General features: G+C 68.0%; 18 protein-coding genes and 6 pseudogenes. 13 read left to right on the top strand and 11 right to left on the bottom strand.

All coding sequences use genetic code 11. From position 1 onward, the window contains the following. The 5 genes and pseudogenes from A6302_RS11690 to fliG all read left to right on the top strand — a co-directional run. Positions 1 to 511, top strand: a 511-nt coding sequence (locus tag A6302_RS11690; protein ID WP_141703704.1) for a flagellar hook-length control protein FliK, incomplete at its 5' end; no start/stop codon positions are given. A gap of 23 nt (positions 512 to 534) precedes the next feature. Next, complete coding sequence (locus A6302_RS11685; RefSeq protein WP_069307184.1) at positions 535 to 1,191, top strand: flagellar hook assembly protein FlgD; 657 nt, start codon at positions 535 to 537, stop codon at positions 1,189 to 1,191. 213 nt (positions 1,192 to 1,404) lie between these two features. After that, positions 1,405 to 1,680 carry a CtrA inhibitor SciP gene (gene sciP, locus A6302_RS11680; RefSeq protein WP_069307183.1) on the top strand — a complete coding sequence of 92 codons (276 nt, stop codon included), beginning with the start codon at positions 1,405 to 1,407 and terminating at the stop codon, positions 1,678 to 1,680. A 381-nt stretch (positions 1,681 to 2,061) separates the two neighbouring features. Next, complete coding sequence (gene fliF / locus A6302_RS11675; RefSeq protein WP_069307185.1) at positions 2,062 to 3,648, top strand: flagellar basal-body MS-ring/collar protein FliF; 1,587 nt, start codon at positions 2,062 to 2,064, stop codon at positions 3,646 to 3,648. A 3-nt stretch (positions 3,649 to 3,651) separates the two neighbouring features. After that, positions 3,652 to 4,709: pseudogene (gene fliG, locus A6302_RS11670) on the top strand (flagellar motor switch protein FliG). A 132-nt stretch (positions 4,710 to 4,841) separates the two neighbouring features. On the opposite strand, the gene A6302_RS24490 reads toward fliG, so the two are convergent. Beyond that, positions 4,842 to 5,207, bottom strand: coding sequence for a hypothetical protein (locus A6302_RS24490; protein WP_069307182.1), 366 nt, complete (start codon positions 5,205 to 5,207; stop codon positions 4,842 to 4,844). Between the two features lie 71 nt (positions 5,208 to 5,278). Between A6302_RS24490 and A6302_RS22190 the strand changes: the two genes are divergently transcribed. From A6302_RS22190 to flbD, 3 genes are all read left to right on the top strand, one after another. Beyond that, positions 5,279 to 5,497, top strand: coding sequence for a hypothetical protein (locus A6302_RS22190; RefSeq protein ID WP_069307181.1), 219 nt, complete (start codon positions 5,279 to 5,281; stop codon positions 5,495 to 5,497). Between the two features lie 2 nt (positions 5,498 to 5,499). Further along, positions 5,500 to 5,835: a flagellar motor switch protein FliN gene (gene fliN / locus A6302_RS11655; RefSeq protein WP_425349157.1), complete on the top strand. Its 336-nt coding sequence runs from the start codon at positions 5,500 to 5,502 to the stop codon at positions 5,833 to 5,835. A gap of 89 nt (positions 5,836 to 5,924) precedes the next feature. After that, a complete protein-coding gene (gene flbD / locus A6302_RS11650) occupies positions 5,925 to 7,298 on the top strand; it encodes a sigma-54-dependent transcriptional regulator FlbD (RefSeq protein WP_069307179.1) in 1,374 nt (457 codons plus the stop codon). 35 nt (positions 7,299 to 7,333) lie between these two features. On the opposite strand, the pseudogene A6302_RS11645 reads toward flbD, so the two are convergent. Continuing rightward, positions 7,334 to 8,133: pseudogene (locus A6302_RS11645) on the bottom strand (sulfite exporter TauE/SafE family protein). A 371-nt stretch (positions 8,134 to 8,504) separates the two neighbouring features. Here A6302_RS11645 and flhA point away from each other — a divergent pair. Together flhA and A6302_RS24485 are read left to right on the top strand one after the other, a co-directional pair. After that, positions 8,505 to 10,619 carry a flagellar biosynthesis protein FlhA gene (gene flhA / locus A6302_RS11640; RefSeq protein ID WP_069307178.1) on the top strand — a complete coding sequence of 705 codons (2,115 nt, stop codon included), beginning with the start codon at positions 8,505 to 8,507 and terminating at the stop codon, positions 10,617 to 10,619. A 64-nt stretch (positions 10,620 to 10,683) separates the two neighbouring features. Next, positions 10,684 to 11,768, top strand: a pseudogene (locus A6302_RS24485) (extensin-like domain-containing protein). A gap of 10 nt (positions 11,769 to 11,778) precedes the next feature. Here the strand turns inward: A6302_RS24485 and metH are convergent. The 8 genes and pseudogenes from metH to A6302_RS24475 all read right to left on the bottom strand — a co-directional run bounded on the left by metH (position 11,779) and on the right by A6302_RS24475 (position 20,088). Further along, a pseudogene (gene metH / locus A6302_RS11630) lies at positions 11,779 to 15,524 on the bottom strand (methionine synthase). A 16-nt stretch (positions 15,525 to 15,540) separates the two neighbouring features. After that, the gene (locus A6302_RS24480; RefSeq protein ID WP_245294039.1) at positions 15,541 to 15,768 is read right to left on the bottom strand and encodes a helix-turn-helix domain-containing protein; all 228 of its coding nucleotides are present in this window, start codon (positions 15,766 to 15,768) and stop codon (positions 15,541 to 15,543) included. Between the two features lie 105 nt (positions 15,769 to 15,873). Further along, positions 15,874 to 16,752, bottom strand: coding sequence for an ATP-binding protein (locus A6302_RS11625; protein WP_245294038.1), 879 nt, complete (start codon positions 16,750 to 16,752; stop codon positions 15,874 to 15,876). Positions 16,753 to 16,846: 94 nt separating this feature from the next. Then, positions 16,847 to 17,751, bottom strand: a pseudogene (gene metF / locus A6302_RS11620) (methylenetetrahydrofolate reductase [NAD(P)H]). Positions 17,752 to 17,798: 47 nt separating this feature from the next. Continuing rightward, positions 17,799 to 18,820, bottom strand: a pseudogene (locus A6302_RS11615) (ArsR/SmtB family transcription factor). A gap of 190 nt (positions 18,821 to 19,010) precedes the next feature. Further along, positions 19,011 to 19,157 carry a hypothetical protein gene (locus A6302_RS22960; protein ID WP_169833569.1) on the bottom strand — a complete coding sequence of 49 codons (147 nt, stop codon included), beginning with the start codon at positions 19,155 to 19,157 and terminating at the stop codon, positions 19,011 to 19,013. Next, positions 19,142 to 19,696, bottom strand: coding sequence for a DUF2336 domain-containing protein (locus A6302_RS11610; RefSeq protein WP_245294037.1), 555 nt, complete (start codon positions 19,694 to 19,696; stop codon positions 19,142 to 19,144). The genes A6302_RS22960 and A6302_RS11610 overlap by 16 nt, the downstream gene beginning before the upstream one ends. Continuing rightward, positions 19,693 to 20,088: a hypothetical protein gene (locus tag A6302_RS24475; protein WP_245294036.1), complete on the bottom strand. Its 396-nt coding sequence runs from the start codon at positions 20,086 to 20,088 to the stop codon at positions 19,693 to 19,695. The genes A6302_RS11610 and A6302_RS24475 overlap by 4 nt, the downstream gene beginning before the upstream one ends. A 155-nt stretch (positions 20,089 to 20,243) precedes the next feature. On the opposite strand from A6302_RS24475, the gene tsaA reads away from it, so the two are divergent. Next, positions 20,244 to 20,780 carry a tRNA (N6-threonylcarbamoyladenosine(37)-N6)-methyltransferase TrmO gene (tsaA, locus tag A6302_RS11605; RefSeq protein WP_069307176.1) on the top strand — a complete coding sequence of 179 codons (537 nt, stop codon included), beginning with the start codon at positions 20,244 to 20,246 and terminating at the stop codon, positions 20,778 to 20,780. Between the two features lie 42 nt (positions 20,781 to 20,822). Here tsaA and A6302_RS24470 read toward each other — a convergent pair whose 3' ends face one another. Further along, the gene (locus A6302_RS24470) at positions 20,823 to 21,032 is read right to left on the bottom strand and encodes an MOSC domain-containing protein (protein WP_245294035.1); all 210 of its coding nucleotides are present in this window, start codon (positions 21,030 to 21,032) and stop codon (positions 20,823 to 20,825) included. 554 nt (positions 21,033 to 21,586) lie between these two features. On the opposite strand from A6302_RS24470, the gene A6302_RS11595 reads away from it, so the two are divergent. Together A6302_RS11595 and A6302_RS11590 are read left to right on the top strand one after the other, a co-directional pair. Further along, positions 21,587 to 24,205, top strand: a complete 2,619-nt coding sequence (locus A6302_RS11595) for a patatin-like phospholipase domain-containing protein (RefSeq protein ID WP_069307175.1) — start codon at positions 21,587 to 21,589, stop codon at positions 24,203 to 24,205. Positions 24,206 to 24,363: 158 nt separating this feature from the next. Next, entirely contained in the window at positions 24,364 to 25,596 is a 1,233-nt protein-coding gene (locus tag A6302_RS11590) for a YceI family protein (protein WP_069307174.1), read from the top strand. The last annotated feature ends 126 nt before the right edge of the window (positions 25,597 to 25,722 follow it).

Below are 25,722 nucleotides of genomic sequence, written 5' to 3'. Positions count from 1 at the left end.
CGGCGCCTTCTCCCTGTCCGGCGGCCATACGCCGGGCAGCACCGCCCAGGGCGGCCTTCCCGCGGCCGCCGCCACCGGCAGCGGCCTGCCCGCCCCGGCCATGGCGCAGCAGATCGCCGGCCAGGCCGCCGCCGGCCTCACCCGCTTCGACATCGACATCGATGGCACCGATCTCGGCCGTATCGAGGTGCGCCTCGAGATCGGCGAGGACGGCAAGGCCCGGGCCCACATCGTCGTGGAGCGCAAGGACACGCTCGACCTGATGACGCGCGACCAGCGCCAGCTCGATCAGGCGCTGCGGACCGCCGGCCTCGACACCGGCGACGATGGCCTGAGTTTTGCTATGCGTGATGACCGCGGCAGCGGCAACGGCGAGGCACGTCAGGACCAGCGCGAAACGCCCAGCCAGGGCCAGACGCCCGCGGTCGTCGAGGACACCGATCTTTCCGTACAGCTTGCCGCCGCCGCCTATTCCGGGAGACCGAGCTCCAGGCTCGATCTCCGCGTCTGACCTCCTGAACCGGACCGCGACCCATGGACGTCTCCACGCTCACCAGCACCGGCTCATCGAGTTCCGCGACCACGTCGGCGACCAGTTCGATGATGTCGAACTACGACACCTTCCTGACGCTGCTGACGACCCAGCTGACCAACCAGAACCCGCTCGATCCGATGGACAGCGACAAGTTCACCGAGCAGCTCGTCGCCTTCTCGTCGGTGGAGCAGCAGATCCAGACCAACACCAATCTGGAAGACATGCTGTCGGCGCTGGCGGCGAGCACGACGCTCAACCTCGTCAACTATGTCGGCAAGGAGGTCACCGCGCTTTCCGACACCACGTCGCTGGCGAGCGGCAGCGCCAACTGGACCTATACGCTCGGCGCGGCGCCGGACACCGTCGAGGTGACGATCACCAACGCGGCGGGCGCGGTCGTCAAGACCGACAAGATCGCGGGCGCCAAGGGCGACAACGCCTATGCGTGGGACGGCGAGACCGACAGCGGCACCACCGCGCCGGACGGCAGCTACACCATCAGCATCGTGGCGAAGGATGCCGAGGGCGCCACCGTCTCCGTCTCGACGCGGACCAGCGGCGTCGTCAAGGCGATCGACGTCTCCGGCACCGAGCCCTATCTCACCGTCGGCACGTCGAAAATCCCGCTCAGCAACGTCATCGCCGTCGGCCAGTAACGGCTGGAAGACGCCGGATCGCGCGCTGCGCGCGGTCCGGTGATCCTGCGCGCCGTCGCTCCAAACCTTAACAATTCGCTTCACGTACAACGCGAAATTACTCCGGCCAACCCCTTCCAATTATTACCGAATTGTTGAGACGCGATTAGCCGAATTTTAAATCCGGCGCTGTAGTTTCACGACTGGACAGGTCAGGTTCAGTGTGAGAGTACGATGACCGAGCAAATGCGTCCGCGTGTGAAATATGTGATCGGCCCCGACGGCAGCCCGCTGACGATCGCCGATCTTCCGCCGGAAAACACCAAGCGGTGGGTCATCCGCCGCAAAGCAGAAGTGGTGGCAGCCGTGCGCGGGGGGCTTCTGTCCCTCGAGGAGGCCTGCAGCCGCTATACGCTGACGGTCGAGGAATTTCTCTCCTGGCAGCAGTCGATCGACCAGCATGGGCTTGCCGGTCTGCGGGCAACGAGGGTTCAGCAATATCGCCCCTGAGCGATTGCGCGGAACCTGCAGTTTCCAGATTTGCGTGAGGCGGATCGACGAAAGTCGGTCCGCCTCTTGCGTTTTGGCCGCCTCGCCCGCCCGCGCCGCCGACCGGAATGCCACGACCCGGCAAAATCTGCCGGGTGCCGCCACGGCAGATCCGCGGTTTTCCGGGCATCGCGCACCAGGGCCGTCCGGAGCGGGCCGGGTCGTTAAGAACTTGTTTACCATCAAGGGCGGAAAATATTGCCGGGTGTCGGGAGGGCTGCGTCAATCGCCCTGCGACCGGTTCGATCCGGTCGACCCGAACGTTTCGGATGTTGGGGGCGGAACGCAGTGAACGGCCTGGTCGATGTACTCAAGTCCCTGGGACCGGCGCGGATCGCGGCCATGGGTGCGGTGGCCCTGGGCCTCGTCGCCTTCTTCGGCTTCATGATCATGCGCTATAACGAAGTGCAGATGGCGCCGCTCTACACCGGCCTGACCTTCGAGGATTCCTCCGCCATCGTCCGCGAGCTCGACGGCATGAACGTGCCCTACGAGCTGCGCGACGACGGCAAGGTGATCATGGTCGCCGAGGACAGCGTTCTCCGGCTGCGCATGTCGCTCGCCGAATCGGGTCTGCCGCTGGGCGGATCGGTCGGTTACGAGATCTTCGACAAGACCGATTCCCTCGGCACGACCTCCTTCGTGCAGAACGTCAATCACCTGCGGGCGCTGGAAGGCGAGCTTGCCCGCACGATCCGGGCGCTCAACCGCGTCGAGAGCGCGCGCGTCCATCTCGTGCTGCCCGAGCGCCAGCTGTTCCGGCGCGACGCGGAAAAGCCCACCGCCTCGATCGTCCTGCGCACCCGCGGCCCGCTCGAGACCGCGCAGATCCGGGCGATCCAGCATCTGGTCGCCTCCGCCGTGCCCAATCTCGAACCCTCGCGGATCTCGATCGTCGACGAGACCGGCCGCCTGCTCGCCAGCGGCGGCGACGGCGACGACCAGTCCCTGTTTGCCTCCAACCTCGACGAGCGCACCGCCGCCTTCCAGACGCGGCTGGAAACCAAGATCGAGGAGATCGTCGCGAGCGTGGTCGGCCCCGGCCGGGCGCGGGTGAAGGTCGCGGCCGAACTCGACTTCAACCGCCTGACCGAGACCGAGGACCGCTTCGATCCCGAGGGCCAGGTGGTCCGCTCGACCCAGTCCCGCGAGGAAAGCTCCAACTCCACCGAGCCCAACGGCGAGGTCACGGTCGGCAACCAGGTTCCGAACGCCGGGGCCGGTCCCGCCGCAGCGGGCGCCCAGTCGGCGACGTCGACGTCCGAAGAGACGGTCAACTTCGAGATTTCCAAGACGAGCCGGACCCAGATCGTCGAGGCCGGCGGGCTGAAGCGCCTGTCGGTGGCGGTGCTGGTGGACGGCATCTATGCCCCCGACGCCAGCGGCGCGCCGGTCTATGCGCCCCGCGAGCAGGCCGATCTCGACCGCATTGCCGCGCTGGTCCGCACCGCGATGGGCTACGACCAGACGCGCGGCGACCAGGTGGAGATCGTCAACCTGCGCTTTGCCGAGGGCCCGCCCTCGCTTGCCATCGACGAGGTCGAGCCCGGCCTGTTCGACTTCAGCCGGAGCGACATCATGCGCTTCGCCGAACTCGGCGTGATGGCGCTGCTGACCCTGCTCGTGCTGCTGTTCGCCGTCCGTCCGCTGATCCGCCGGATCGTGTCGCCGGAACGGGTCACCGAGCATCTGTCGATCACCTCCCAGACCGTGGCGGTCGACGAGGCCGGCAACCCGATCCCGCAGGTCGACGCCCAGGGCAACGTGGTCGTGCCGCTGCTGGAGGCACAGGAACCTAGCCGCATCGACGAGGCCCAGGCCCAGGGCGAGGCCCAGCTGGTCGAGATCCGCAAGGTCGGCAGCCTCGTGACCGAAAACCCGGCGGAAGCCGCCTTCGTCATCCGCAACTGGCTCTCGGAGGCCGCCTGATCCATGGCCGACCTTGCACGACAGACCGGTTCCGGCGGCCTGACCGTCTCGTCCTCCTCCCGGGAGCGCGAGCTGACCGGGATCGAGAAGGCCGCGCGATGATGCTCGCGCTCGGCGATCGCTTCGGCGCGGCGATCTGGTCCTCGCTCGACGAGATGGAGGTCAAGCAGGTCTCCGCCGCCATGGCGCGGCTCGGGCCGATCACGCCGCAGATGCTCGACGACCTGCTCGTGGAGTTCGTGACCAAGGTCACCTCCTCCGGCGCCCTGACCGGCAACCTCGACACCACCGAACGGCTGCTGATGTCGGTGCTGCCGCCGGACAAGGTGGCGACGATCATGGAGGAGATCCGCGGTCCGGCGGGCCGCAACATGTGGGAGAAGCTCTCCAACGTGCAGGAAAACGTGCTCGCCAACTACCTCAAGAACGAATACCCGCAGACCGTCGCCGTCGTGCTGTCGAAGATCCGCTCCGACCATGCCGCCCGCGTGCTGTCGATCCTGCCGGAAGAGTTCGCGCTCGAGGTCGTCAACCGCATGCTGCGGATGGAGTCCGTGCAGAAGGACATTCTCGACAAGGTCGAGCAGACCCTGCGGGTCGAGTTCATGTCGAACCTCTCCACCACCTCGCGCCGTGACAGCCACGAGCTGATGGCCGAGATCTTCAACAAGTTCGACCGCACCACCGAGGCCCGCTTCCTGACCGCGCTCGAGGACGAGAACCGCGAGGCGGCCGAGCGGATCAAGACGCTGATGTTCACCTTCGACGACCTCGCCAAGCTCGACGCCGCCTCGATCCAGACGATGCTGCGCTCGGTGGAGAAGGACAAGCTGGCCCTGGCGCTCAAGGGCTCCAACGATGCGGTGCGCGACCTGTTCTTCCAGAACATGTCGGCCCGCGCGGCGACCATGCTCAAGGAGGACATGGAGGCGCTGGGTCCGGTGCGCCTGCGCGACGTCGACGAGGCGCAGTCGGCGATGATCAACACCGCCAAGGACCTCGCCGCCCGCGGCGAGATCATGATCACCAAGAACAAGGGCGAGGACGAGCTGGTCTACTGACCTGCCGCCCGGTACCGGAAAGACGACGATGGCCGCACCCGCCCGCTTCCTGTTCGACACCGATTTCGCCGCACCGCCCCCGGCGCCGGCGCCCGAAAAGCCGTCCGTGCCGATGATCGAGGTCTCGGTCCATCAGGCGATGCTGGCCGAGGCCGAGCGCGCGGCGCTGGAGCGCGGCCGCCGCGAGGGGCGCGAGGACACCGAGGCAAAGGCGGTCGGTCGGCTCGCCGACGAGGCCGGACGCTTGCCGCCGCCGCCCAGTCGCTGCTGGCCGTGCTCGACGGCGAGCGCCTGCGCATCGAGAAGGACGCCGTGCGCCTCGCCGAATCCATCGGCCGGCACCTTGCCCGCGGCCTCATCGACTTGCATCCCCACCATGCTATCATGTCGGTGATCGAGGACGCGCTCGCGCCGCTGCGCCAGACGCCGCATCTGGCGGTGCGGCTCAACGTGGCGGATGCCGGTCCGATCGGCGACGCGCTGCGCCGTGTCGCCCACGAGCGCGGCTTCGAGGGCCGGCTCGTGATTCTCGGCGAGGAGACGGTGGCGCGCGGCGACTGCCGGATCGAATGGGCCGACGGCGCATCGTGCTCGATCACGACGCCAACGAGACGGCCGTTGCCCGGGCGATCGGCCTGCATCTGGCGACACTCGATTCGGATGCGACGCGGACGGCCGCCGCCGCGGCCTCCCAGTCGGCCTCCGTTGAAGGCGACGCGCAGGACCCCGCCCCCGGACAGGATGACCGCGCCGCAAGGCGCCGCAAGATCAGGGCCCCCAAGGCATGAGCATCGAAGACGACAAGGACGGGATCTCGCTCGACGAGCACCAGCTCGCCCGCCGCCCGGACCGCGACGACGAAGACCCGAACCAGGCCCACGCCGCCGCCGAACTGGAGGCGGTGTTCGACGTGCCGGTCCGCGTCTCGGCCATTCTCGGCCGGGCCCGGCTGCCGGTGTCGGAGATCCTGAAGCTCGGCACCGGGACCGTGGTGGAGCTCGACCGCAAGGTCGGCGAGGCGATCGACATCTTCGTCAACAACCGGCTCGTCGCGCGCGGCGAGGTGGTGCTGGTGGAGGACCGCCTCGGCGTGACCATGACCGAGATCATCAAGACCGACAGATAGGGCCGCGGGGCCGGAGCGCCCCGGGCACACGTGACTGCCATGGCCCGAGGTCGATCGGGCCTTGGTCCCTGCAAGGAAAGACCGGACCCATGCGACTGCTCATCGTCGGAGCCCTTTCGGGCCAGCTCACAGCGGCAACGCGGATCGCGATCGACAAGGGCGCGGCCGTGGTTCATGCCGACAGCGTCGACATGGCGCTGCGCACCCTGCGTTCCGGCCGCGGCGCCGACCTCGTCATGATCGACGTGGCGATGGCGATCGGCGACCTGATCGCCGGGCTGGAGGCCGAGCGCATCCACGTGCCGGTGGTCGCCTGCGGCACCTCGACCGACGCGCGCGCCGCGGTCAACGCGATCCGGGCCGGTGCCAAGGAATACATTCCGCTGCCGCCCGACGCGGAGATGATCGCCGCGATCCTCGCCGCGGTGGCCGCCGACACCCGCGACCTGATCGTCCGCGACGACAGCATGGCCGCCGTGGTCCGTCTGGCCGAGCAGATCGCCGGCTCGGAAGCCTCCGTGCTCGTCACCGGCGAGAGCGGCACCGGCAAGGAAGTCCTCGCCCGGCACGTCCACCGCCGCTCCGGCCGCGCCGGCAAGCCGTTCATCTCGGTGAACTGCGCGGCGATCCCCGAACACCTGCTCGAATCGGAGCTGTTCGGCCACGAGAAGGGCGCCTTCACCGGCGCCGTCGCCCGCCGCATCGGCAAGTTCGAGGAGGCGACCGGCGGCACGCTGCTGCTGGACGAGATTTCCGAGATGGACGTGCGGCTGCAGGCCAAGCTGCTGCGCGCGATCCAGGAGCGGGTGATCGACCGGGTCGGCGGCGGCAAGCCCGTGCCGGTCGACATCCGCATCATCGCCACCTCGAACCGCAATCTCGCCGACGCGGTGCGCGAAGGGACCTTCCGCGAGGATCTTCTCTACCGGCTCAATGTCGTCAACCTGAAGATCCCGCCGCTGCGCGAGCGCAGCGCCGACGTGTCGGCCCTCGCCGATCACTTCGCCCGCAAGTATGCCGAGATCAACGGCATGCCGCGCCGGCCGATCTCGGCCGATGCCCGCCGCGAGCTGATCTCCGCGCCCTGGCCGGGCAACGTCCGCGAACTGGAGAACACCATCCACCGTGCCGTGCTTCTGGCCAGCGGCGACGAGATCGGCGTGGAGGCGATCCGCTCGCCGGACGGCAGCCGGCTCGGCCATGGCTTCGGCGGCCGCACCGAGGAGACCGTCGCCAAGGCCGCGGCCACCGCCGAGGCCGTGACGCGCTCGCTGGTCGGGCGCACGGTGGCGGAGGTGGAGCGCGAGCTCATCCTCGACACGCTCGACCACTGCCTCGGCAACCGCACCCACGCCGCGCGCATCCTCGGCATCTCGATCCGGACCCTGCGCAACAAGCTCAACGAATATTCCGGAGCCGGTCTCGATATCCCCGCCCCGGGCGAGGTCCGCTCCGTGGCGTGAGGCGCCCGGCCACCGAATTGGCGGGGGACGCCGCGTCAGGACAGCAGCAGCTTCAGCCCGACGAGGATCAGCACGCCCGCGAGCAGCGGACGCAGGATCCGCTCCGGCACCTTCGGCGAGAAGTGGCTGCCGATGACGATGCCGGGCAGCGAGCCGAGCAGCAGCGACACCAGCAGCAGCCAGTCCACCGACCCGATCATCCAGTGGCCCATGCCGGCGACGAGGGTGAGCGGCACTGCGTGGGCGATGTCGGTGCCGACGATGCGCAGCACCGGCATGGCCGGATAGAGCAGCACCAGCGCCGTGACGCCGACCGCGCCGGCGCCGACCGACGAGATCGAGACCAGAAAGCCGAGCACCACGCCGGTCACGACGGTCGCCACGGCCGTGAACCGCGGGTTCGGCAGCCGGCCACCGCGCCGCGCGGCGAAGAAGGCGACGAGCTGCGGCCGGGCAATCAGCGCCAGCGACGTGATCATCAGGCGCCGCCGAGCGCGGTGGTGATGAAATGCGCGGCCGCGGGCGAGCGCGCCCCGTCCACCTGCGACAGCACCAGCAGGGTCACGACCGTGGCCGGGACGCTGCCGAGCGCGAGCAGGCCCATCACCACCCAGTCGATCGTCTTGTTGAGACCATGGATCGCTGTGCCGCCGGCCTTCGTGATCGAGGCATAGAGCAGGTCGGTGCCGACCGCCGTCACCGGGTGGACGCCGAACACCAGCACCAGCAGCGGCGTCATCAGCGAACCGCCGCCGACGCCCGTCAGGCCTACGAGGATGCCGACCGCCAGGCCGGACAGGGAATAGAGCGGATTGATCGATGCAAGGAATTCCAATCTGGGCCCCGTCGGTTGCAGGGCCGCGGGTGCAGCCCGGATCACTGGACGGGGGCAGTCCGGCGTCGGGACAGGATCGGCGGCGGCAGACCCCGCCACCTGGTACCTGCAATGCGTCCCTGCTGCCGGGATCATGTCCCACGCCCTGCCGCGCGCTGGAAGCGACGGCAGCTCAACAAAGACCATTTAATGTCGATAGACAAGGTAGGAATTAACACCCCGCCCGCGTACCTGTCGCAGCGTCACCCATCTGCATCACCCTCGGCGCGACGATCGCCGCCCTCGCGTTAACCATTCGGTAACCATGCACCCGGCAATTATTGCCGGGTCGAAGGGCGTGCGCTTGGCGCGTCGCGACGGGGGCAGGACGCATGGCAGACATCGGGGCGACAGGCGGCAGCGGCGCGCGGGGCTTTGCGCATGTCCGCGGCCTCGTCATGCGCGGCGACGTGGCGCTCGCCTTCGGCATCATGACGATTCTCGTCGTGCTGATCCTGCCGCTGCCGGCGATCCTGCTCGACCTGTTCCTCGCCTTCTCGATCATCTTCTCGATCATGATCCTGATGACGTCGCTGTTCATCCAGAAGCCGCTGGAATTCTCGTCCTTTCCGACGGTGCTGCTGATCGCGACCATGCTGCGCCTCGCGCTCAACCTCGCCTCGACCCGGCTGATCCTCAGCCATGGCCACGAGGGCGAGGCGGCGGCCGGCCATGTCATCGAGGCCTTCGGCAGCTTCGTCATGGGCGGCAACTTCGTGATCGGCCTGATCGTCTTCGCGATCCTGGTCGTCGTGAACTTCGTCGTCATCACCAAGGGTTCGGGCCGTATCGCCGAGGTGGCGGCCCGCTTCACCCTCGACGCCATGCCCGGCAAGCAGATGGCGATCGACGCGGACCTTTCCGCCGGCCTGATCGACGAGACCACCGCCCGCCAGCGCCGCAAGGATCTGGAGGACGAGAGCACCTTCTTCGGCGCCATGGACGGCGCCTCGAAATTCGTGCGCGGCGACGCCATCGCCGGCCTGCTGATCACCTTCATCAACGTGATCGGCGGCATCGTCATCGGCGTCGTCCAGATGGAACTGAGCTTCGGCGAGGCGAGCCACACCTACACGCTGCTCAGCGTCGGCGACGGCCTCGTCTCGCAGATCCCGGCGCTGATCGTCTCCACGGCCGCCGGCCTGCTCGTCTCCAAGGCCGGCGTCTCCGGCGCCGCCGACAAGGCGCTGCTCGACCAGTTCTCCAACTACCCGACCGCGCTCGGCATGTCGTCCTTCGTCATGCTCGCGCTCGGCCTGCTGCCGGGCATGCCGATGCTGCCCTTCCTGGCCCTGTCGGGCGGTGCCGGCTATCTCGCCTTCCGCGCGGGACGAAACCAGACGACCAAACTGGAGAAGAAGGCGGACGAGAAGGCCAAGGCCGATGCCCCGCCCCCGCCGCCGGCGGAAGAGCCGATCGCCTCGGCGCTGAAGATCGACGAACTGAAGGTCGAGTTCGGCTACGCGCTGCTGCCGCTGATCAACGGCAACGGCGGCCCCGGCGACCGCCTGTCGGACCAGATCAAGGCGCTGCGCCGGCAGATCGCCATGGAGATGGGCTTCGTCATGCCGCCCGTGCGCCTGCTCGACAACGTGCAGCTGAACGGCAACGACTACGTGATCAAGGTCAAGGAAGTCGACGCCGGCACCGGCACGATCTTCCCCGGCCAGTTCATGGTCATGGACCCCTCCGGCGGCAAGGTCGGCCTGCCCGGCACCCAGACCACCGAACCCACCTTCGGCCTGCCGGCCACCTGGGTGGAGGGATCGCTGCGCGAGGAGGCGGCGATCCGCGGCCTCACGGTCGTCGATCCGGCGACCGTGCTCTCGACCCATCTGTCGGAAGTGCTGAAGAACAACGTCGCCGAACTGCTGTCCTACGCCAACGTCAAGGCGCTGCTGAAGGAGCTTCCCAAGGAGCAGGCCAAGCTGGTGGAGGACATCTCGCCGAGCAGCATCTCCACCTCGGGCATCCAGCGGGTGCTGCAGCAGCTGCTGCAGGAGCGGGTCTCGATCCGCGACCTCTCGACCATCATGGAGGGCATCGCCGAGGCGATCGGCTTCACCCGCTCCACCCAGGCGATCGCCGAGCATGTGCGCTCGCGCCTTGCCCGCCAGATCTGCGCCCAGCACACTTCGCCGGCCGGCTACCTGCCGCTGATCACCCTGTCTCCCGCCTGGGAACAGGCCTTCATGGAATCGCTGGTCGGCGACGGCGACGACAAGCGCCTCGCCATGGCCCCGTCCAAGCTTCAGGAGTTCGTCACCCGCGTGCGCGACAGCTTCGAGGAGGCCGCCAAGAAGGGCGAGCTTCCGGTGCTGATGACCAGCCCGATGACCCGGCCCTACGTCCGCTCGATCGTCGAACGCTTCCGCGCCCACACCGTGGTCATGAGCCAGGCCGAGGTGCATCCGCGCGTGCGGCTGAAGACGGTGAGCTCGATCTGAGGTCACGCCCGTTCCGGAACACGTCGTTGACGAACGCTTAACGCGATCGGCGCAGTTTGAGGGGATGCTGCGTCTTGCATCCGCTCCACTCGTGCGGGGACTGGTCCTCGCGTCGCTGCTGCCCGGCCTTGCCGGTTGCGGCTTCTTCGACTTCGAGGAGCGCGAGCCCTGGCGCGCGCAGGCGGAAGCCGCCTGCTATGCCCGCAAGCTGGTGACCCCGAGTTCGATCGCCCGGCCGCTGTCGGAGATCGAGGGACCGGGCATCTGCGGCGTCGAACGGCCGCTGAAGGTCAGCGCCTCGCTCGGCGGCGCCGTCGAGATCACCCCGGCCGCCACGCTCGACTGCCCGATGACCGCGACGGTGGAGCACTGGGTGAAGACCGTGGTGCAGCCGGCCGCCTACGAGCGCTACGGCGTGCCGGTGGTCTCGATCCGCAACATGGGGTCCTACGGCTGCCGCTCGCGCAACCACGTCAAGGGCGCGAAACTGTCCGAGCATGCCTTCGCCAATGCCCTCGACATCGGCGGCTTCACGCTGGCCAACGGCCACACGGTGACGATCAGGACCGGCTGGCGCCGGGGCAGCGACGCCGACAAGGCCTTCCTGAAACAGGTCCACCACGCGCCTGCGGCCCGTTCAAGACCGTGCTCGGCCCCGGCTCCTCGGACGGCATGCACGAGGATCACCTGCATCTGGACCTTGCCCGCCACGGCGCGAAGAACGACGCCTACTGCCGGCCGAAGCCCGTGCTGCCGGCCCCGGCCAGTCCGCCGGTGTATCAGGCCGCACCGGGCACGCCGGACGTTCCGGTCGCAACGCTCGCGGCCCCCGGTCCCCTGCCCTCGGCGTCCATGGCGGGACAGCCGATGCCCCAGACGGTCTCGCCCGTCCGGCGCCACATCGATCCCGCCGACGTCTATCTCGGCACCATTCCCGATCCGTCACAGCCGGCACCGGTTCAACCCGCATATCCCCAGCCCGACTATGCCCAGCCGATGCCGCCGCAGACCGTGGCACCGCCTGCGGCTGCCTGGGATCCGGGACTGCCGCCGGCCGATGTCGGCGCGCCGCCCCTCGTCTGGCAGCGCGGCCTGCAGCCGGCCCTGTCCGGCAAAACAGGCGGCGACGTGACGGGGTCGCTGCAGTAGGCGGAGCCGATCACTCGGCCGCCGCTTCCAGAATCCGCGCCGGATCGTAGTTGAGGATCGGCGCCAGCCAGCGTTCGGTCTCGGCGACGCTCATGCCCTTGCGGGCCGCGTAGTCCTCGACCTGATCCCGCTCGATCTTGCCGACCCCGAAATAATGGCTTTCGGGATGCGAGAAGTAGAGCCCGGACACCGCGGCGGCCGGCCACATGGCGAAACTCTCGGTGAGGGTGATCCCGGTGGCCGCTTCCGCGTCCAGCAGGTCGAACAGCGTGCGCTTTTCCGTATGGTCCGGCTGGGCCGGATAGCCGGCCGCCGGGCGGATGCCGACATATTCCTCGGCAATCAGCGCCTGCGGCGTCAGGTCCTCGTCCGCCACGTAGCCCCAGAACTCCTTGCGGACCCGCTGGTGCATGTGCTCGGCAAAGGCCTCGGCCAGCCGGTCGGCCAGAGCCTGGCTGAGGATCTTGGAATAGTCGTCGTTGGCGCGCGCGAAACGCTCGGCAACGACATCCTCGCCGATGCCGGCGGTGACGGCAAAGCCGCCGACATAGTCGGCGACGCCCGTCGCCTTCGGCGCGACGAAATCCGAGATCGACATGTTGGCGCGGGCGCTGTCGCGGGCGATCTGCTGGCGCAGGCCGTGGAAGCGGGCGATCGGCGTCGTCCGGCTCTCGTCGGCATAGACCTCGATGTCGTCGCCGACCGCATTGGCCGGCCAGAGTCCGATCACCGCCCGCGCCGTCAGCCACTTCTCGTCGATCATCTGCTTCAGCATCGCCTGCGCGTCCTCGAACAGGGCGCGGGCTGCCGGCCCGTAATGCTCGTCCTCGAGGATGGCGGGATAGGCGCCCTTCATTTCCCAGGTCGAGAAGAAGGGCGTCCAGTCGATGTAGCGGGCGATCTCGCCGATGTCGTAGTCGTCGAAGGCCTTCGTGCCGATGAAGGACGGCGCCTTCGGCGGCACGGAGGCAAAGTCGTATTTCGGGGCCTTGGCACGCGCACTCGCCAGCGGCAGCCGCCGCTTGTCGGCCTGACCACGGGCATGGGCCTCGGCGAGCTTGACGTATTCGGCGCGCGTGTCGGCGATGTAGCCGTCGCGCTTGTCGCCGAGAAGGGTCGAGACCACGCCGACGGCGCGGCTGGCGTCGGTGACGTAGACGGCCTGACCCCGGGCATAGTTCGGATGGATCTTCACCGCGGTGTGGACGCGGCTGGTCGTCGCGCCGCCGATCAGCAGCGGCACGTCGAAGCCCTGGCGCTCCATCTCCGCGGCCACCACGCACATCTCGTCGAGCGAGGGCGTGATGAGGCCGGACAGTCCGATGATGTCGGCGTTCACGGCCTTCGCCGTGTCGAGGATCTTCTGGAAGGGCACCATCACCCCGAGGTCGATCACCTCGTAGTTGTTGCACTGGAGCACGACGCCGACGATGTTCTTGCCGATGTCGTGGACGTCGCCCTTGACCGTCGCCATCACGATCTTGCCGGCCGCCGGGCGGTCGGTCAGGCCCATGTCCCGCTTTTCCTGCTCCATGAAGGGCATCAGCCAGGCGACGGCCTGCTTCATCACCCGGGCGGACTTCACCACCTGCGGCAGGAACATCTTGCCGGAGCCGAACAGGTCGCCGACGACGTTCATGCCCGCCATCAGCGGGCCCTCGATCACATGCAGCGGCCGGGCGACCGTGAGCCGCGCCTCCTCGGTGTCGGCCTCGATGTATTCGGTGATGCCGGAGACGAGCGCATGCTCCAGCCGCTTCTCGACCGGCCACTCGCGCCAGGAGAGGTCGACGACGCGCTGCTTGGCGCCGTCGCCCTTGAAGCGCGGCGCCTCCTCCACCAGCCGTTCGGTGGCCGACAGCGCGCCCGGCGCCGGCTTGCGGTTGAGGACGACGTCCTCGCAAAGCTCGCGCAGCACCGGGTCGATGTCGTCATAGACGGCCAACTGGCCGGCATTGACGATGCCGAAGTCCATGCCCTTGGCGATCGCGTGGTAGAGGAACACCGAGTGCATCGCCTCGCGCACCGGCTCGTTGCCCCGGAACGAGAACGACAGGTTCGAGACGCCACCCGACACATGCGCATGCGGCAGGTGGTTCATGATCCACCCGGTCGCCTCAATGAAGTCGACGCCGTAGTTGTCGTGTTCCTCGATGCCGGTGGCGACCGCGAAGATGTTCGGATCGAAGATGATGTCCTCGGGCGGAAAGCCGACCGTCTGGGTGAGGATGTCGTAGGAGCGCTTGCAGATCTCGGTCTTGCGGGCGAGCGTGTCGGCCTGGCCCTTCTCGTCGAAGGCCATGACCACGACCGCGGCGCCATAGCGGCGCACGAGCCTTGCGTGGTGAATGAAGGCCTCCTCGCCTTCCTTCAGCGAGATCGAGTTGACGATCGGCTTGCCCTGGACCCGCTTCAGCCCCTCCTCGATGATCGACCACTTGGAACTGTCGATCATCACCGGCACCCGGGCGATGTCCGGCTCCGAGGCGATCAGGTTCAGGAACTCGATCATCGCCCCTTCGCTGTCGAGCAGGCCCTCGTCCATGTTGATGTCGAGCACCTGCGCGCCGCTCTCCACCTGCTGGCGGGCGACGTCGAGCGCGCCGTGAACTCGGCCTCGCGGATCAGCTTGCGGAATTTCGCCGAGCCCGTGACGTTGGTCCGCTCGCCGACGTTGACGAAGGGGATCTCGGGCGTCTTGACGAAGGGCTCGAGGCCCGAAAGCCGCAGGCGCCGGTCGATCTCGGGCACCTTGCGCGGCGCCACGCCGGCGACGGCCTCGACGATGGCGCGGATATGGTCCGGCGTCGTGCCGCAGCAGCCGCCGAGCACGTTGACGAGGCCGGAGCGCGCGAACTCGCCGACGAGCTTCGCCATCGCCTCGGGGCTCTCGTCATATTCGCCGAATTCGTTGGGAAGGCCGGCGTTCGGGTAGGCGCAGACGAGCGTGTCGGCAAGGCGCGACAGGTCGGCCACATGCTCGCGCATCTCCCTGGCACCCAGCGCGCAGTTGAGACCGATGGTGAACAGTTCCGCATGGCGGACCGAATACCAGAAGGCCTCGGCCGTCTGGCCCGACAGCGTCCGGCCGGAGAGGTCGGTGATCGTGCCCGACACCATCACCGGCAGCCTGACGCCCTTTTCCTCGAACACCTCGTCGATCGCAAACAGCGCCGCCTTGGCATTCAGCGTGTCGAACACCGTCTCGACGAGGATGACGTCGGCGCCGCCGTCGATCAGGCCGCGCGTCGCCTCCGCATAGGCCGCGCGCAGTTCGTCGAAGGACGTGGCGCGGAAACCCGGACGGTTGACGTCCGGCGACAGCGAGGCGGTGCGGTTGGTCGGGCCGATGGCGCCGGCAACGAAGCGCGGCCGCGACGGGTCGGCCGCCTCGGCCGCGACGCAGGCCTCCCTGGCCAGCCGCGCGCCCTCGAAGTTGAGTTCGTAGGCCAGCGCCTCCATGCCGTAGTCGGCCTGGGCGATGGTGGTGGAGGAGAAGGTGTTGGTCTCCACCATGTCCGCGCCGGCGTCGAGATACTGGCGATGGATGTCGCGGATGATGTCCGGCTGGGTCAGCGACAGGAGGTCGTTGTTGCCCTTGAGATCGCGCGGCCAGTCCTTGAACCGGTCGCCGCGATACCCCGCCTCGTCAAGCCGGTGCTGCTGGATCATGGTGCCCATGGCACCGTCGATCACGAGGATGCGCTCTGCGGCGAGGGCACGCAGACGGGCTTCGGTTCGGGACGGGGCGCGCATCAGTTAGGCTTCCTTTTCAAGTCCGCCGATCTCTCGACTTCGTTTTCCAATCGTCATCCGGCATGGCCCGACGCATATACTCATCGAACATGGGAACGGTGAAGGCCGTATCGCCATGTTGCTGGGAATAGATCATTCCCTTCTGGATCAGCTTGGCGCGCACGGGCGCGACCGTCGTGACCTTGACTCCAAGGATGTCGGCCACCTCGCCGGATTTCTGCGGACCCGGTCCGAGTTCGGCCAAGGCGCGTAGATATCGTTTTTCCGACGGCGTGCAACGATCGAACCGAACGCGGAAGAAGCTCTCGTCGAGCGCCTCCAGCGCCTTTTCCGTCGCCCGGTCGAGATCCTAGGAGCCGATTTCCGGCCCCTCCGACACGTTCCAGGCCTCGTAACCCCATTGCTGGAGGAAGTAGGGGTAGCGCTCCGTCACGGCCAGCAGCCTGTCGAGGGCCGCCGGGGAGAACGTGACGTCGTAGGGTTCGACCGGTTCGACGAGCGCCTGTCGCGCCGCCTCGGGGGCGAGGGCCTCGACACGCGGAAAGTCGAACAGCCGCTCGGCATAGGATTTCGAGTTTCCCGCAAGCGCCAGGATCTGCGGAAGGCCGGCCGCAATCAGGATCAGCGGCAGGCGCTCCTGATTGATGCGGTGCACGGCCATGATCAGCGCACCGAATTCCTTCTCGTTGAGATACTGCAGCTCGTCGATCAGCAGCACGACCGCCGTCTCGCCGGCCCTGGCCGCTTCGCCCACGGCGACGAACAGGGCGGCAAGATCGGCCTCGAAGTCGCCGCTGTCCGCAACGCCCACCTCCGGATCGACGCCGATCTCGTATTCGATGTCCGAATGGGTGATCTTGATGCTGCCGATGAAGCTGCGCAGAACCCGCAGGCCTCGCCGGACCTTTTCCTTGGCGTTGGCGATGATGTCCAGCGCGTAGAGCAGCGAACGCAGCTGCGGAATGAGCAGCGCCGCGAGGGACTTTCCCTCGTGGGCTTCGGTCATAAGCACCTTGAAGCCCGCCTGTTCGGCATCCTCCTTGATACGGACCAGAAGAACCGTCTTGCCCACGCCGCGCAGTCCGACAAGGATCATGCTTTTCGCCGGTGTTCCCCGCTTCATGCGCGCCAGGGCCACCTGCGCCTGCTTGAGCAGCGCGTCACGGCCCGCAAGTTCGGGTGGCGGCGTTCCCGCCCCGGGCACGAAGGGATTCTTGACGGGGTCCATGACGCCTATACCAGACTTATCCAAGTTTACCTGATTCTAGATAAATCAGACTAAGGTTGCAATAACCCGGCAACGGCCGGCAACACGGCCTGTCTCACGCCGCCGCCACGCTCCTCGCCGCCTGCGGCTGCGCCCGCAGGCCCAAGAGGTGGCAGATCGCGTAGACGAGGTCGGCGCGGTTCATGGTGTAGAAGTGGAAGTCGCGGAAGCCGCGGCCGACGAGGTCCAGCGCCTGTTCGGCAGCCACCGTGGCAGCCACCAGCTTGCGGGTTTCCGGATCGTCCTCCAGCCCCTCGAAGCGCTTGACCACCCAGGCCGGCACGCTGGCGCCGGCCTTGCGGGCGAACTGCGCGGTCTGGGTGAAGTTCACCACCGGCACGAGGCCCGGCACGATCGGGATGTCGATGCCGGCCGCCCGCACCTTCTCGACGTAGCGCTCGAACACGTCGTTGTCGAAGAAGAACTGGCTGATCGCCCGGGTCGCCCCGGCCTCGACCTTGCGCTTCAGCAACTGGATGTCGGCGACGAGATCCGGGCTCTCGGGGTGCTTTTCCGGATAGGCCGACACCGTCACCTCGAAGTCGCCGATCGCCTTGATCCCGGCGATCAGTTCGGGCGTGGAGGCATAGCCGCCCGCATGCGGCTGGTAGCGGTCGCCGACGCCCGAGGCCGGGTCCCCGCGCAGCGCCACGATGTGGCGCACGCCGGCAGCCCAGTAGTCGGCGATCACCTCGTCCACCTCGCGCGGGTGGCATCGACGCAGGTGAGATGCGCCGCGGGCTTCAGCTGCGTCTCGCGCAGGATGCGCGCCACGGTGTTGTGGGTCCGCTCGCGGGTCGAACCGCCCGCGCCATAGGTCACCGACACGAAGCGGGGTCCGAGCGGGGCCAGCCGCTCGATCGAGGCCCACAGCGTCTCCTCCATCTTCTCGCTCTTCGGCGGGAAGAATTCGAAGGACACCCCGAGATCGAGGCTTTCGGGATTGCGGATCGGGCTCATCGGAACGCTTTCTGGGGCAGGAGGAGGATCGTCGGAACGAAGGAGATTCAGGCGCGGCCGTCGTCGGCGGCATCAAGGCCCGCCATCAGCATCCGCCGATCGCGGGCAAGCCACAGCGTGACCGTCAGCGGCTGGGCGGCGGCGCCGTCCACCGAGAGGTCGCGCACGGTTTCGGTGTCGAGACCGGCCGCCGCGAACCAGCCGGCCATCTCCTCGTGCGAGAAGCCGAGGCGGCGGTGGGCATGGCTCTCGCGCAGGGCCTCGATGCCATGCGGTGCAAAGTCGACCACCAGCAGACGACCACCGGCGCGCAGTGTGCGCGCGGCCTCGCGGATCGCCCGGCCCGGGTCGTCGAGATAGTGCAGCACCTGGTGGATCACCACGAGGTCGAAGCTGCCGGCGGGCACCTGGATGTCGTAGATGTCGCCATGGCGGACCTGAACGTGGTCGAGGCCCGCCTCCGCCAGCCGCACCCGCGCGATCGACAGCATGTCGTGGCTGGCGTCGATGCCGAGCGCCCGGACGGCGCGCGGGGCGAGCAGCTCCAGCATGCGGCCGGTGCCGGTGCCGGCGTCGAGCAGCGTCTGGATCGGGGCATTGCGAGAAGATCGCCGATCGCCGCCTCGACCACGGCCTCCGGCGCATGCAGCGAGCGCAGGCGGTCCCAGTTCTCGGCATTGGCCTGAAAATACCGCGCCGCCGCCTCGGCATGGGCCGCCTTGACCTCGGACAGGCGTCGGAAGTCACGCTGCAGCACCGGATCGGCCAGATCGAGCGCGTCGAGGATCCGCCGGGCAACGAGGCCGCCGCGGCCGTCGCGCGCGAGACGGTAATAGACCCACGCGCCCTCGGGAAACCGCTCGATCAGCCCGGCCTCGGTCAGCAGCTTCAGGTGGCGCGAGACGCGCGGCTGACTCTGGGCGAGGATCTCGGTGAGATCCTTCACGGTCAGATCGGTCTCGGCGAGCAGCGCCACGAGCCGCAGGCGCGTCGCCTCGCCTGCGGCCTTGAGGCCGGCAAGGAGATCGGCGAGCGGCACGCGGCCGGCGGAGGTGACGCCGAAATTCATGTGTCTGGTCCGTGGTCGGCGGACCATCGCTGGCCCGAAGAAGATATAAAGATATCTTTATTCGTTTCTGGATTCCTTGGCAAGCGATTGCGCGCCCCTGGCACGCCCGTTCTCCAGTCGTGCCACCAGACAAAGAAGGCCCGTTCCTCGGGGGAGGAACGGGCCTTTCGATGCGCGCCGCAAACAGGTGTCAGATCAGGCGGCGCGTCTGGAAGTAGGCCGACACGCGCTCGCGGGCGTGGGCGGGATCGAGTTGCATGTAGCTGTTCAGCGAGCGCATGCGGTCGTTGTTGGACAGCCGGTGCTTCCACGGACCGACCTTCAGCAGCGCCTGCACGGTCTGGATGCGGAAGCCGTGGCTTTCGCCACCATCAGGAACGGCTCGGTGTCGACCCGCACCAGCCAGTGCTTGGCCTCCTCCAGGCTGACGTCGGTGAGCATCGCGAAGACGGCGGTCGCTTCGGGAAAGCGGTCCTCGGCCGCATAGCGGCAGATCAGCGATTCGGAGACCGCCTTCGGGCCGCCGAGCTTGGACAGCCGCGCCCAGGCGCTCTCGAAATCGTAGAGGCCGAGCCAGTAGCCGTTCGACATGCGTTCCTGGGCGACCTTGGAGACGCCCGCCATGCGGTTGCGGTCGACGCCGTAGCCATTCGCCTGCAGGACCCGGCGCACCTCTTCGGTCGCCTCGGCGACGAGCTGCTCGATCACCGTGTCCGGCGTGTCGCTGCGTTCGCCGAGCGCCGAGGCCATGCCGACGTCGGCGCGCGCCTGGCTGACCAGGATTTCCATCGCCGCCGACGACAGCGTTGCGCCGTGATTGGCCGCGATCTGCCGGCGCACGCCGGCGTCGCCATTCTCCACGGCCGCATCGGTCACCTGTTCGGAGAGGATCGCCCGCTCGGAAATCGCGCCGATGTGGCGACGCCGAAATCGCGGATGATGTCGAGCAGGTCGTGGTCGGTAAGGACCGGCGATTTCGCCAGCACCACCCGGGCCACCTCGATCTCGTCGCGGGCAAAGCGGCGGATCGTGTCTTCCGGCGCCCGGCGCAGCGGGGCGATCTTGGCCGCCGCGAAGGCTCGCGCTTCGGTTTCCACCATGTCGGCCAGCCGGCTGAGGACCTGATCGTAGATCTCGATCTGCTCCAGCGTGCAGTTCTCCGACGTCACGGCGAAAAGGGAGGCCACGCTGCGCATCAGCTCGTCACGCCGGTTCGGCGTCGGGTCGCGATCGAGGGACTTGAAGTCGATCAGGTTGCTTTCGATCATTTCTTGTCGCGCCGTCTGGAAGTTGCGGTCCTATGGTTATACGGAGCAAGTATCGAGGTGAGGTGAAAGGCGCCGCCGCAATTCGATCCGACTTTGATTCAAATTGGAGCGGTTCCCGGCCGGTCCGCCCCACCCGCCACGCAGGAAGTCCGTGCATGTCAGACCGTGAAGACCGCGCCGGCCGCTACGGCGGCCCGACACCGCCGCCGACGGTGCCCGACGAGGAAGTCGTGTTCATCGGCCGCATCACCACGCCCTGGGAAAGCCGGGCCGACTGTCCGCGCAACGTCCGCGCCGCGCGCGAGGCCGGAGGCACCGCGCTGCTCGACCTCGAGCCGGTCTATCGTCCCGGCCTGCATGGGCTTTCGGCCCATTCCCATCTCATCGTCCTCTACTGGATGGACGAGGCCGAGCGCGACGTGATGATCCAGTATCCGCGCCATGCGGCGGGCCCGCGCGGGGTGTTCTCCATCCGCTCGCCCGCCCGGCCGAACCCGATCGCCCTCGCCGTGGCGCGCATTCTCTCGATCGATGCCGAGCGCGGCCAGATCGAGATCGAGCAGATCGACTGTCGCAACGGCACGGCGATCATCGACATCAAGCCGTATTTTCCGTCGGTCGATGCCGCGCCGGAGGCGACGAATGACGCCACGCCGACGCCACTTGATGGTGACCGCGTTCACCCTCGGTAGAGTCACCATACGGATTCATACGGATGCGGCGGCGGACGGCGGTCAGCCGTAGATCCACTGCTCGGGCAGCTTGGCCTCGAAATTCGCGCCGGCGACAAGCGCGCCGGGGCGTTCGACGTTGGCGACCACGCCGCGCAGGCGCTTCGCCGCCTTCGGAAACATCAGGTCGAGGCCGTCCCGGTCCGGATACTCGCGGGCGATCTCGCGGCCGGCGTAGCGGCACGGCGCATTCTGCCCCTCGACCACCACCACCGCGCCGCCCGTCAGAAACAGGCGGGTGCGGCCGGCAGGAAGGAGAAGTTCGGGATCCCGGAGACGACGACATTGGTGCCGATCCAGGACGCCTCGAGGCGGGGAATGTCCATGGCGCGCGGATCGCTTCGATGTCCTCCACCGACAGCAGGGTGACCTGGCGCGAATTGCGCATTGCGCTGCCGCGCGGATACCAGGGTTCACGCCCGCCGGCGGCCCGCACGTGACCGGCGTGCTTGTCGCCGACGACCCCGTCGAAGGCGAGGTCGAGACGATCGACGGCGTCCGTGCGCAGCCCTTCCCCGCCTGCCATGCCCAGCCATTCGATGCGCCCGGACAGGCGGCGCCCGGCAACGACCCGCGGCTGGGGCACAAGCGCGGCGGACAGGAGATCGGTCATCGGATGTCTCCGGCTCTGAAAGGTGGGCGAAGGCTAGCCGGATTCTTGCGCCGGCGCCACCGGACAGCGCGCCGGCGCGTTGGTCCACGGACGGATGGACGGGTGGCGGACTCAGGCGTACTCTAGCGATGGTTGTCGCGCGGGGGCCGGGACCATGAGCATCATCGGGGTGGACTCGGGATCGGCGGAACGCCCGATCCTGCTGAGTGACGAGACGCCTGTGGCCGCCGTCGACAGCGCGGTCATGTCGACGATGCGGGAAACCGGCGAGGATATCCGGATCGCCGGCGTCGCGCCGCCCGGCCTTCAGGACGCCGCCGCCGCCGACCTGCCGCGGATCTTCCTCGACGAGCGCCAGGTGATCGCCCGCCGCCGTACCCGGATGGCGTCGAAGGCGCAGACCGAGCGGTCCGCGTGGCCGGAGATGCGCGAGCCCGCGACCGAGCCGGCGGCGATGAACGATCTCGTCGGCATCGCGCTGTCGGGGGGCGGCATCCGCTCCTCCACCTTCTGCCTCGGGGTGCTGCAGGCGCTGCACCAGTTCGGGGTCATCGACCGGGCCGACTATCTCTCCACCGTCTCGGGTGGCGGCTACATCGGCACCTCGCTGACGGCGACCTCGGTGGCGAGCGGCGGCGACTTCGTCTATTCCGGCAGCCGGCCGCGCCGCGCCTGCGGCATGAAGGCGCCGGCCGGCATGACCTCGGCCGAGATCGGCGACACCAGGGCGATCGGCCATCTGCGCGATCATTCCAAGTATCTCGCGCCGCACGGCGGGACCGACCTCCTGCGCTCGCTGGCCGTCATTGCCCGCGGCCTTGCGGCGAATCTCGTTCTGATTCTCTGGTTTCCGTTTCTCGTCGCCGCCCTGACCGTGGTCTTCAATCCGACCCGCAAGGCGTTGACCACGCCCGACGTCTTCGGCCGCGAAGCGTCCTGGCTGCCGGCCCACACCTTTGCCTTCAGCCTCCTGTGTCTGGGCGTGGCGATCCTGCTCTTCTACCTGTGGGCCGTATGGCGATCGAAATCCAGGGCCAGCAAGAGCAGCAGCGACATCTCGGGCTGGATCTACATTCCGGCAGCCGGTGTCCTGATCCTGCTTCTGGTCATCGCCTTCTTCGAGTTCCAGCCCTACGCCATCGAACTGCTGTTTTCCGCATTGCCGCAGCCGCCGACCTTCCTCGAGCGGATCATCGCCGCGCTCGGTCTCGGAAAGCCGGATGGCTCGGGAAACAGCCTTCTCACCTGGTTCGGCTTGCTGCTCGCCCCTCTGTCGGCGGTCGTCACCTTCTACCGCAAGCATCTCGAACAGATCATCGGCACCGTCGGCGGCGGCGGGCTCGCACCGATGTTCAAGCGTCTGCCTGCCCTTGCGATGCTCTGGGTCGGCGCACTCGCCGTGCCGCTGATCATCTGGATCTTCTATGTCCATCTCTGTTTCTGGGGCATTGCCGACACCGCCGCCAAGGAGGCCTTCGGCCACAGCCCGGCCTGGTTCCTCGGACTTCGCGACCTGCTCTGGCCGGACGCATGGACCGATCAGGCGGCGCAACTGGACTACAAGAGCGCGTTCGCTCTTCTCCTGATCGCCGTCATCCTGCTCGGCCTCGGCCTGCCGCTCGGCTCCAACGCCAATTCGTTGCATGCCCTCTACCGCGACCGGCTGGCCGACGCCTTCCATTTCGACCCGTCGCGGCTGAAGCCCGGCAACGGCAAGCCGACCGTCGACATCACCCTCGCCGGCCTCGCCGTGGGCAACGATCTCGACCTGACGCCCTACCCGCTGGTGAACACCGCCGTGAACCTCCAGTCGTCACGCGAGGCGAACCGGCGCGGGCGCAACGCGGACTTCTTCCTGTTCTCGCCGCTCTATGTCGGCAGCCGGGCCACTGGCTACCTCACGACGTCGGCCTTCAGCACCCATGGCGAGTCGCTGCGTCTTGCCTCCGTCATGGCGATCTCGGGGGCGGCCGCCTCGTCCAACATGGGCCGCCAGACCCTCTGGCCGCTGACGCCGACGCTGACGATCCTCAACATCCGTCTCGGCTACTGGCTCACCAATCCGCGGCAGGTGGCAAAGGTCACGGACGCCCTGGTCGTCGGCACGCCGGCCAATGTCCGCACGAACCGACGGCTGCCCGGCCAGTTCTATTTCGGCAAGGAGATGCTGGGCCGGCTCACCGAGAAGGCCGCCAAGGTCTACCTGACCGACGGGGGGCATATCGAGAATCTCGGCATCTACGAACTGCTGCGCCGCAAGTGCCGGGTGATCATCGCCGTCGATGCCGAAGCCGATCCGGACATGCGCTTCGGCTCCTTCATCACCCTGCAGATGTATGCGCGCATCGACCTCGGCATCCGCATCGACCTGCCCGTCGCCGCCCTGCGCGAGGCCACGGAGGCGGTGCGCACCGGCGTCGCCGCCCCGCGCAGGAACTGGGATCCGCCGCCGGCCCATGTCGCCGTCGGCGAGATCGACTACGGCGGCGGCGTGACGGGCGTGCTCGTCTACATCAAGGCCTCCCTGACCGGCGACGAGAACGACTACATCCGCGACTACCACCGCCGCTTCCCCGCCTTCCCGCAGGAGCAGACCAGCGACCAGTTCTTCTCCGAGGAACAGTTCGAGGTCTATCGTGCCCTCGGCTTCCATGCCGCCGACCGTTTCTTCGGCGGCGAGGACGCGGCCGGCACGGCCAGCAACGGCCCGTCCCGCGAGACGATCAACGGCAACTCGCTCGCCATGACCACGCTGAGGGCCACGTTCGGGTGAACGGTCTGTCGACGAAGCGAGGGCACAAGAAAGCGTGACTCGACAATCGTCCCGGCAAAATCTAGAGGCCTTCAAGGGAGCGGGGGGCGCGCCCGGTGCCGGGCCGATGACGGACGGTGCCATGAGAGGCCACCCCGCGCGCAAGACGGAGGGGTGGCGTGGCACTTTCCAACAGCCGGACCGGTTACGGCCTCGTGGCGCAGATCTTCCACTGGGTCACGGCGATCCTGATCCTGATGCTCCTGCCGCTCGGTCTGGTGATGACCGACCTGCCGCAGTCGACCGACACCGAGATCGCCGACAAGGTCTGGCTGTTCAGCCTGCACAAGACGCTGGGGATCACGGTCTTCGCCGTCGCGATCGCCCGCGTCCTCTGGGCACTGGCCTCGCCGCGCCCGGCCCCGCTGCATCCGGACCGGCGACTGGAAACCTTCGTCGCCGAGGCGGTGCACTGGTCGCTCTACGGCGCGATCCTGCTGACGCCGCTTGCCGGCTGGGTGCATCACGCGGCCAGCACCGGCTTTGCGCCGATCTGGTGGCCGCTCGGCCAGGACCTGCCCTTCGTGCCGAAGAGCGAGGCCCTCGCCCGGCTCGCCGGCTTCGCCCACTATGTCCTCGCCATGCTCATGATCGTCGCCGTGGGTCTGCACATCGCGGGCGCCATGAAGCATGTGGTCATCGACCGCGACGGCACGCTGGCGCGGATGCTGCCGTTCGGGCGCGCAAGGACCGTTTCCGTGCCGGTCGGCGCGACAGCCCCCCATCGCGGCCCGGCCTTCGCCGCGCTGGCGCTGTTTGCCCTTCTGTTCGGCGGCATCGCGGTCTCGGCGCTCCGGAACGAGCCCGCCGCGACGACATCGTTGCCGCAGGCCACAGCCCCCGTGTCGGCCTCCGGCTGGAGCGTCGACCACGCGAAGAGCCGGCTCGGCATCGTCATCACCCAGATGGGCGCCCCGGTCGAGGGACGGTTCAAGGCCTGGTCGGCCGAGATCGACTTCGATCCCGACGCGCTGGATGCGGCCCGTGTGAAGGTCGTCGTCGACATTGCCAGCATCGACCTCGGCGGCGTGACGGATCAGGCGAAAGGCGCGGATTTCCTTGATGCCGGCGCCCACCCGCAGGCGGTGTTCGAGGCAGCGACCTTCCGCAGGACCGGCGACACCCGCTTCGAGGTCGAGGGCACGCTCAGCCTGCACGGCGAAACGAGGCCCGTCATCCTGCCCTTCGACCTCGTCATCGACGGCCCGACCGCAACGATGACCGGCCGCACCACCCTGAACCGGATCGATTTCGGCGTCGGCGCCAAGGGCTTTGCCGACGAGGGCTCGGTGAAGTTCGCCGTGGAGGTCGTGACCGAAGTGGTCGCGACGCGGGCGGAAGGCGATGGCTAATCAGAATCGGGCGAACGAACGGGCCGGTTTCAGCCGGAATCCGCGACTGAAGGCTGGCGGCAGTCCAGATGGTCTCTCGGATCGATGAGACGCTGGCGTGAAAAGTCCGCGTCCGGCAGACAGCAG

The organism is Methylobrevis pamukkalensis (assembly GCF_001720135.1).
GTDB classification, from domain to species: domain Bacteria; phylum Pseudomonadota; class Alphaproteobacteria; order Rhizobiales; family Pleomorphomonadaceae; genus Methylobrevis; species Methylobrevis pamukkalensis.
Note: the sequence above shows the minus strand (reverse complement) of the source record. Positions and strands in the feature narration are given on the sequence as shown.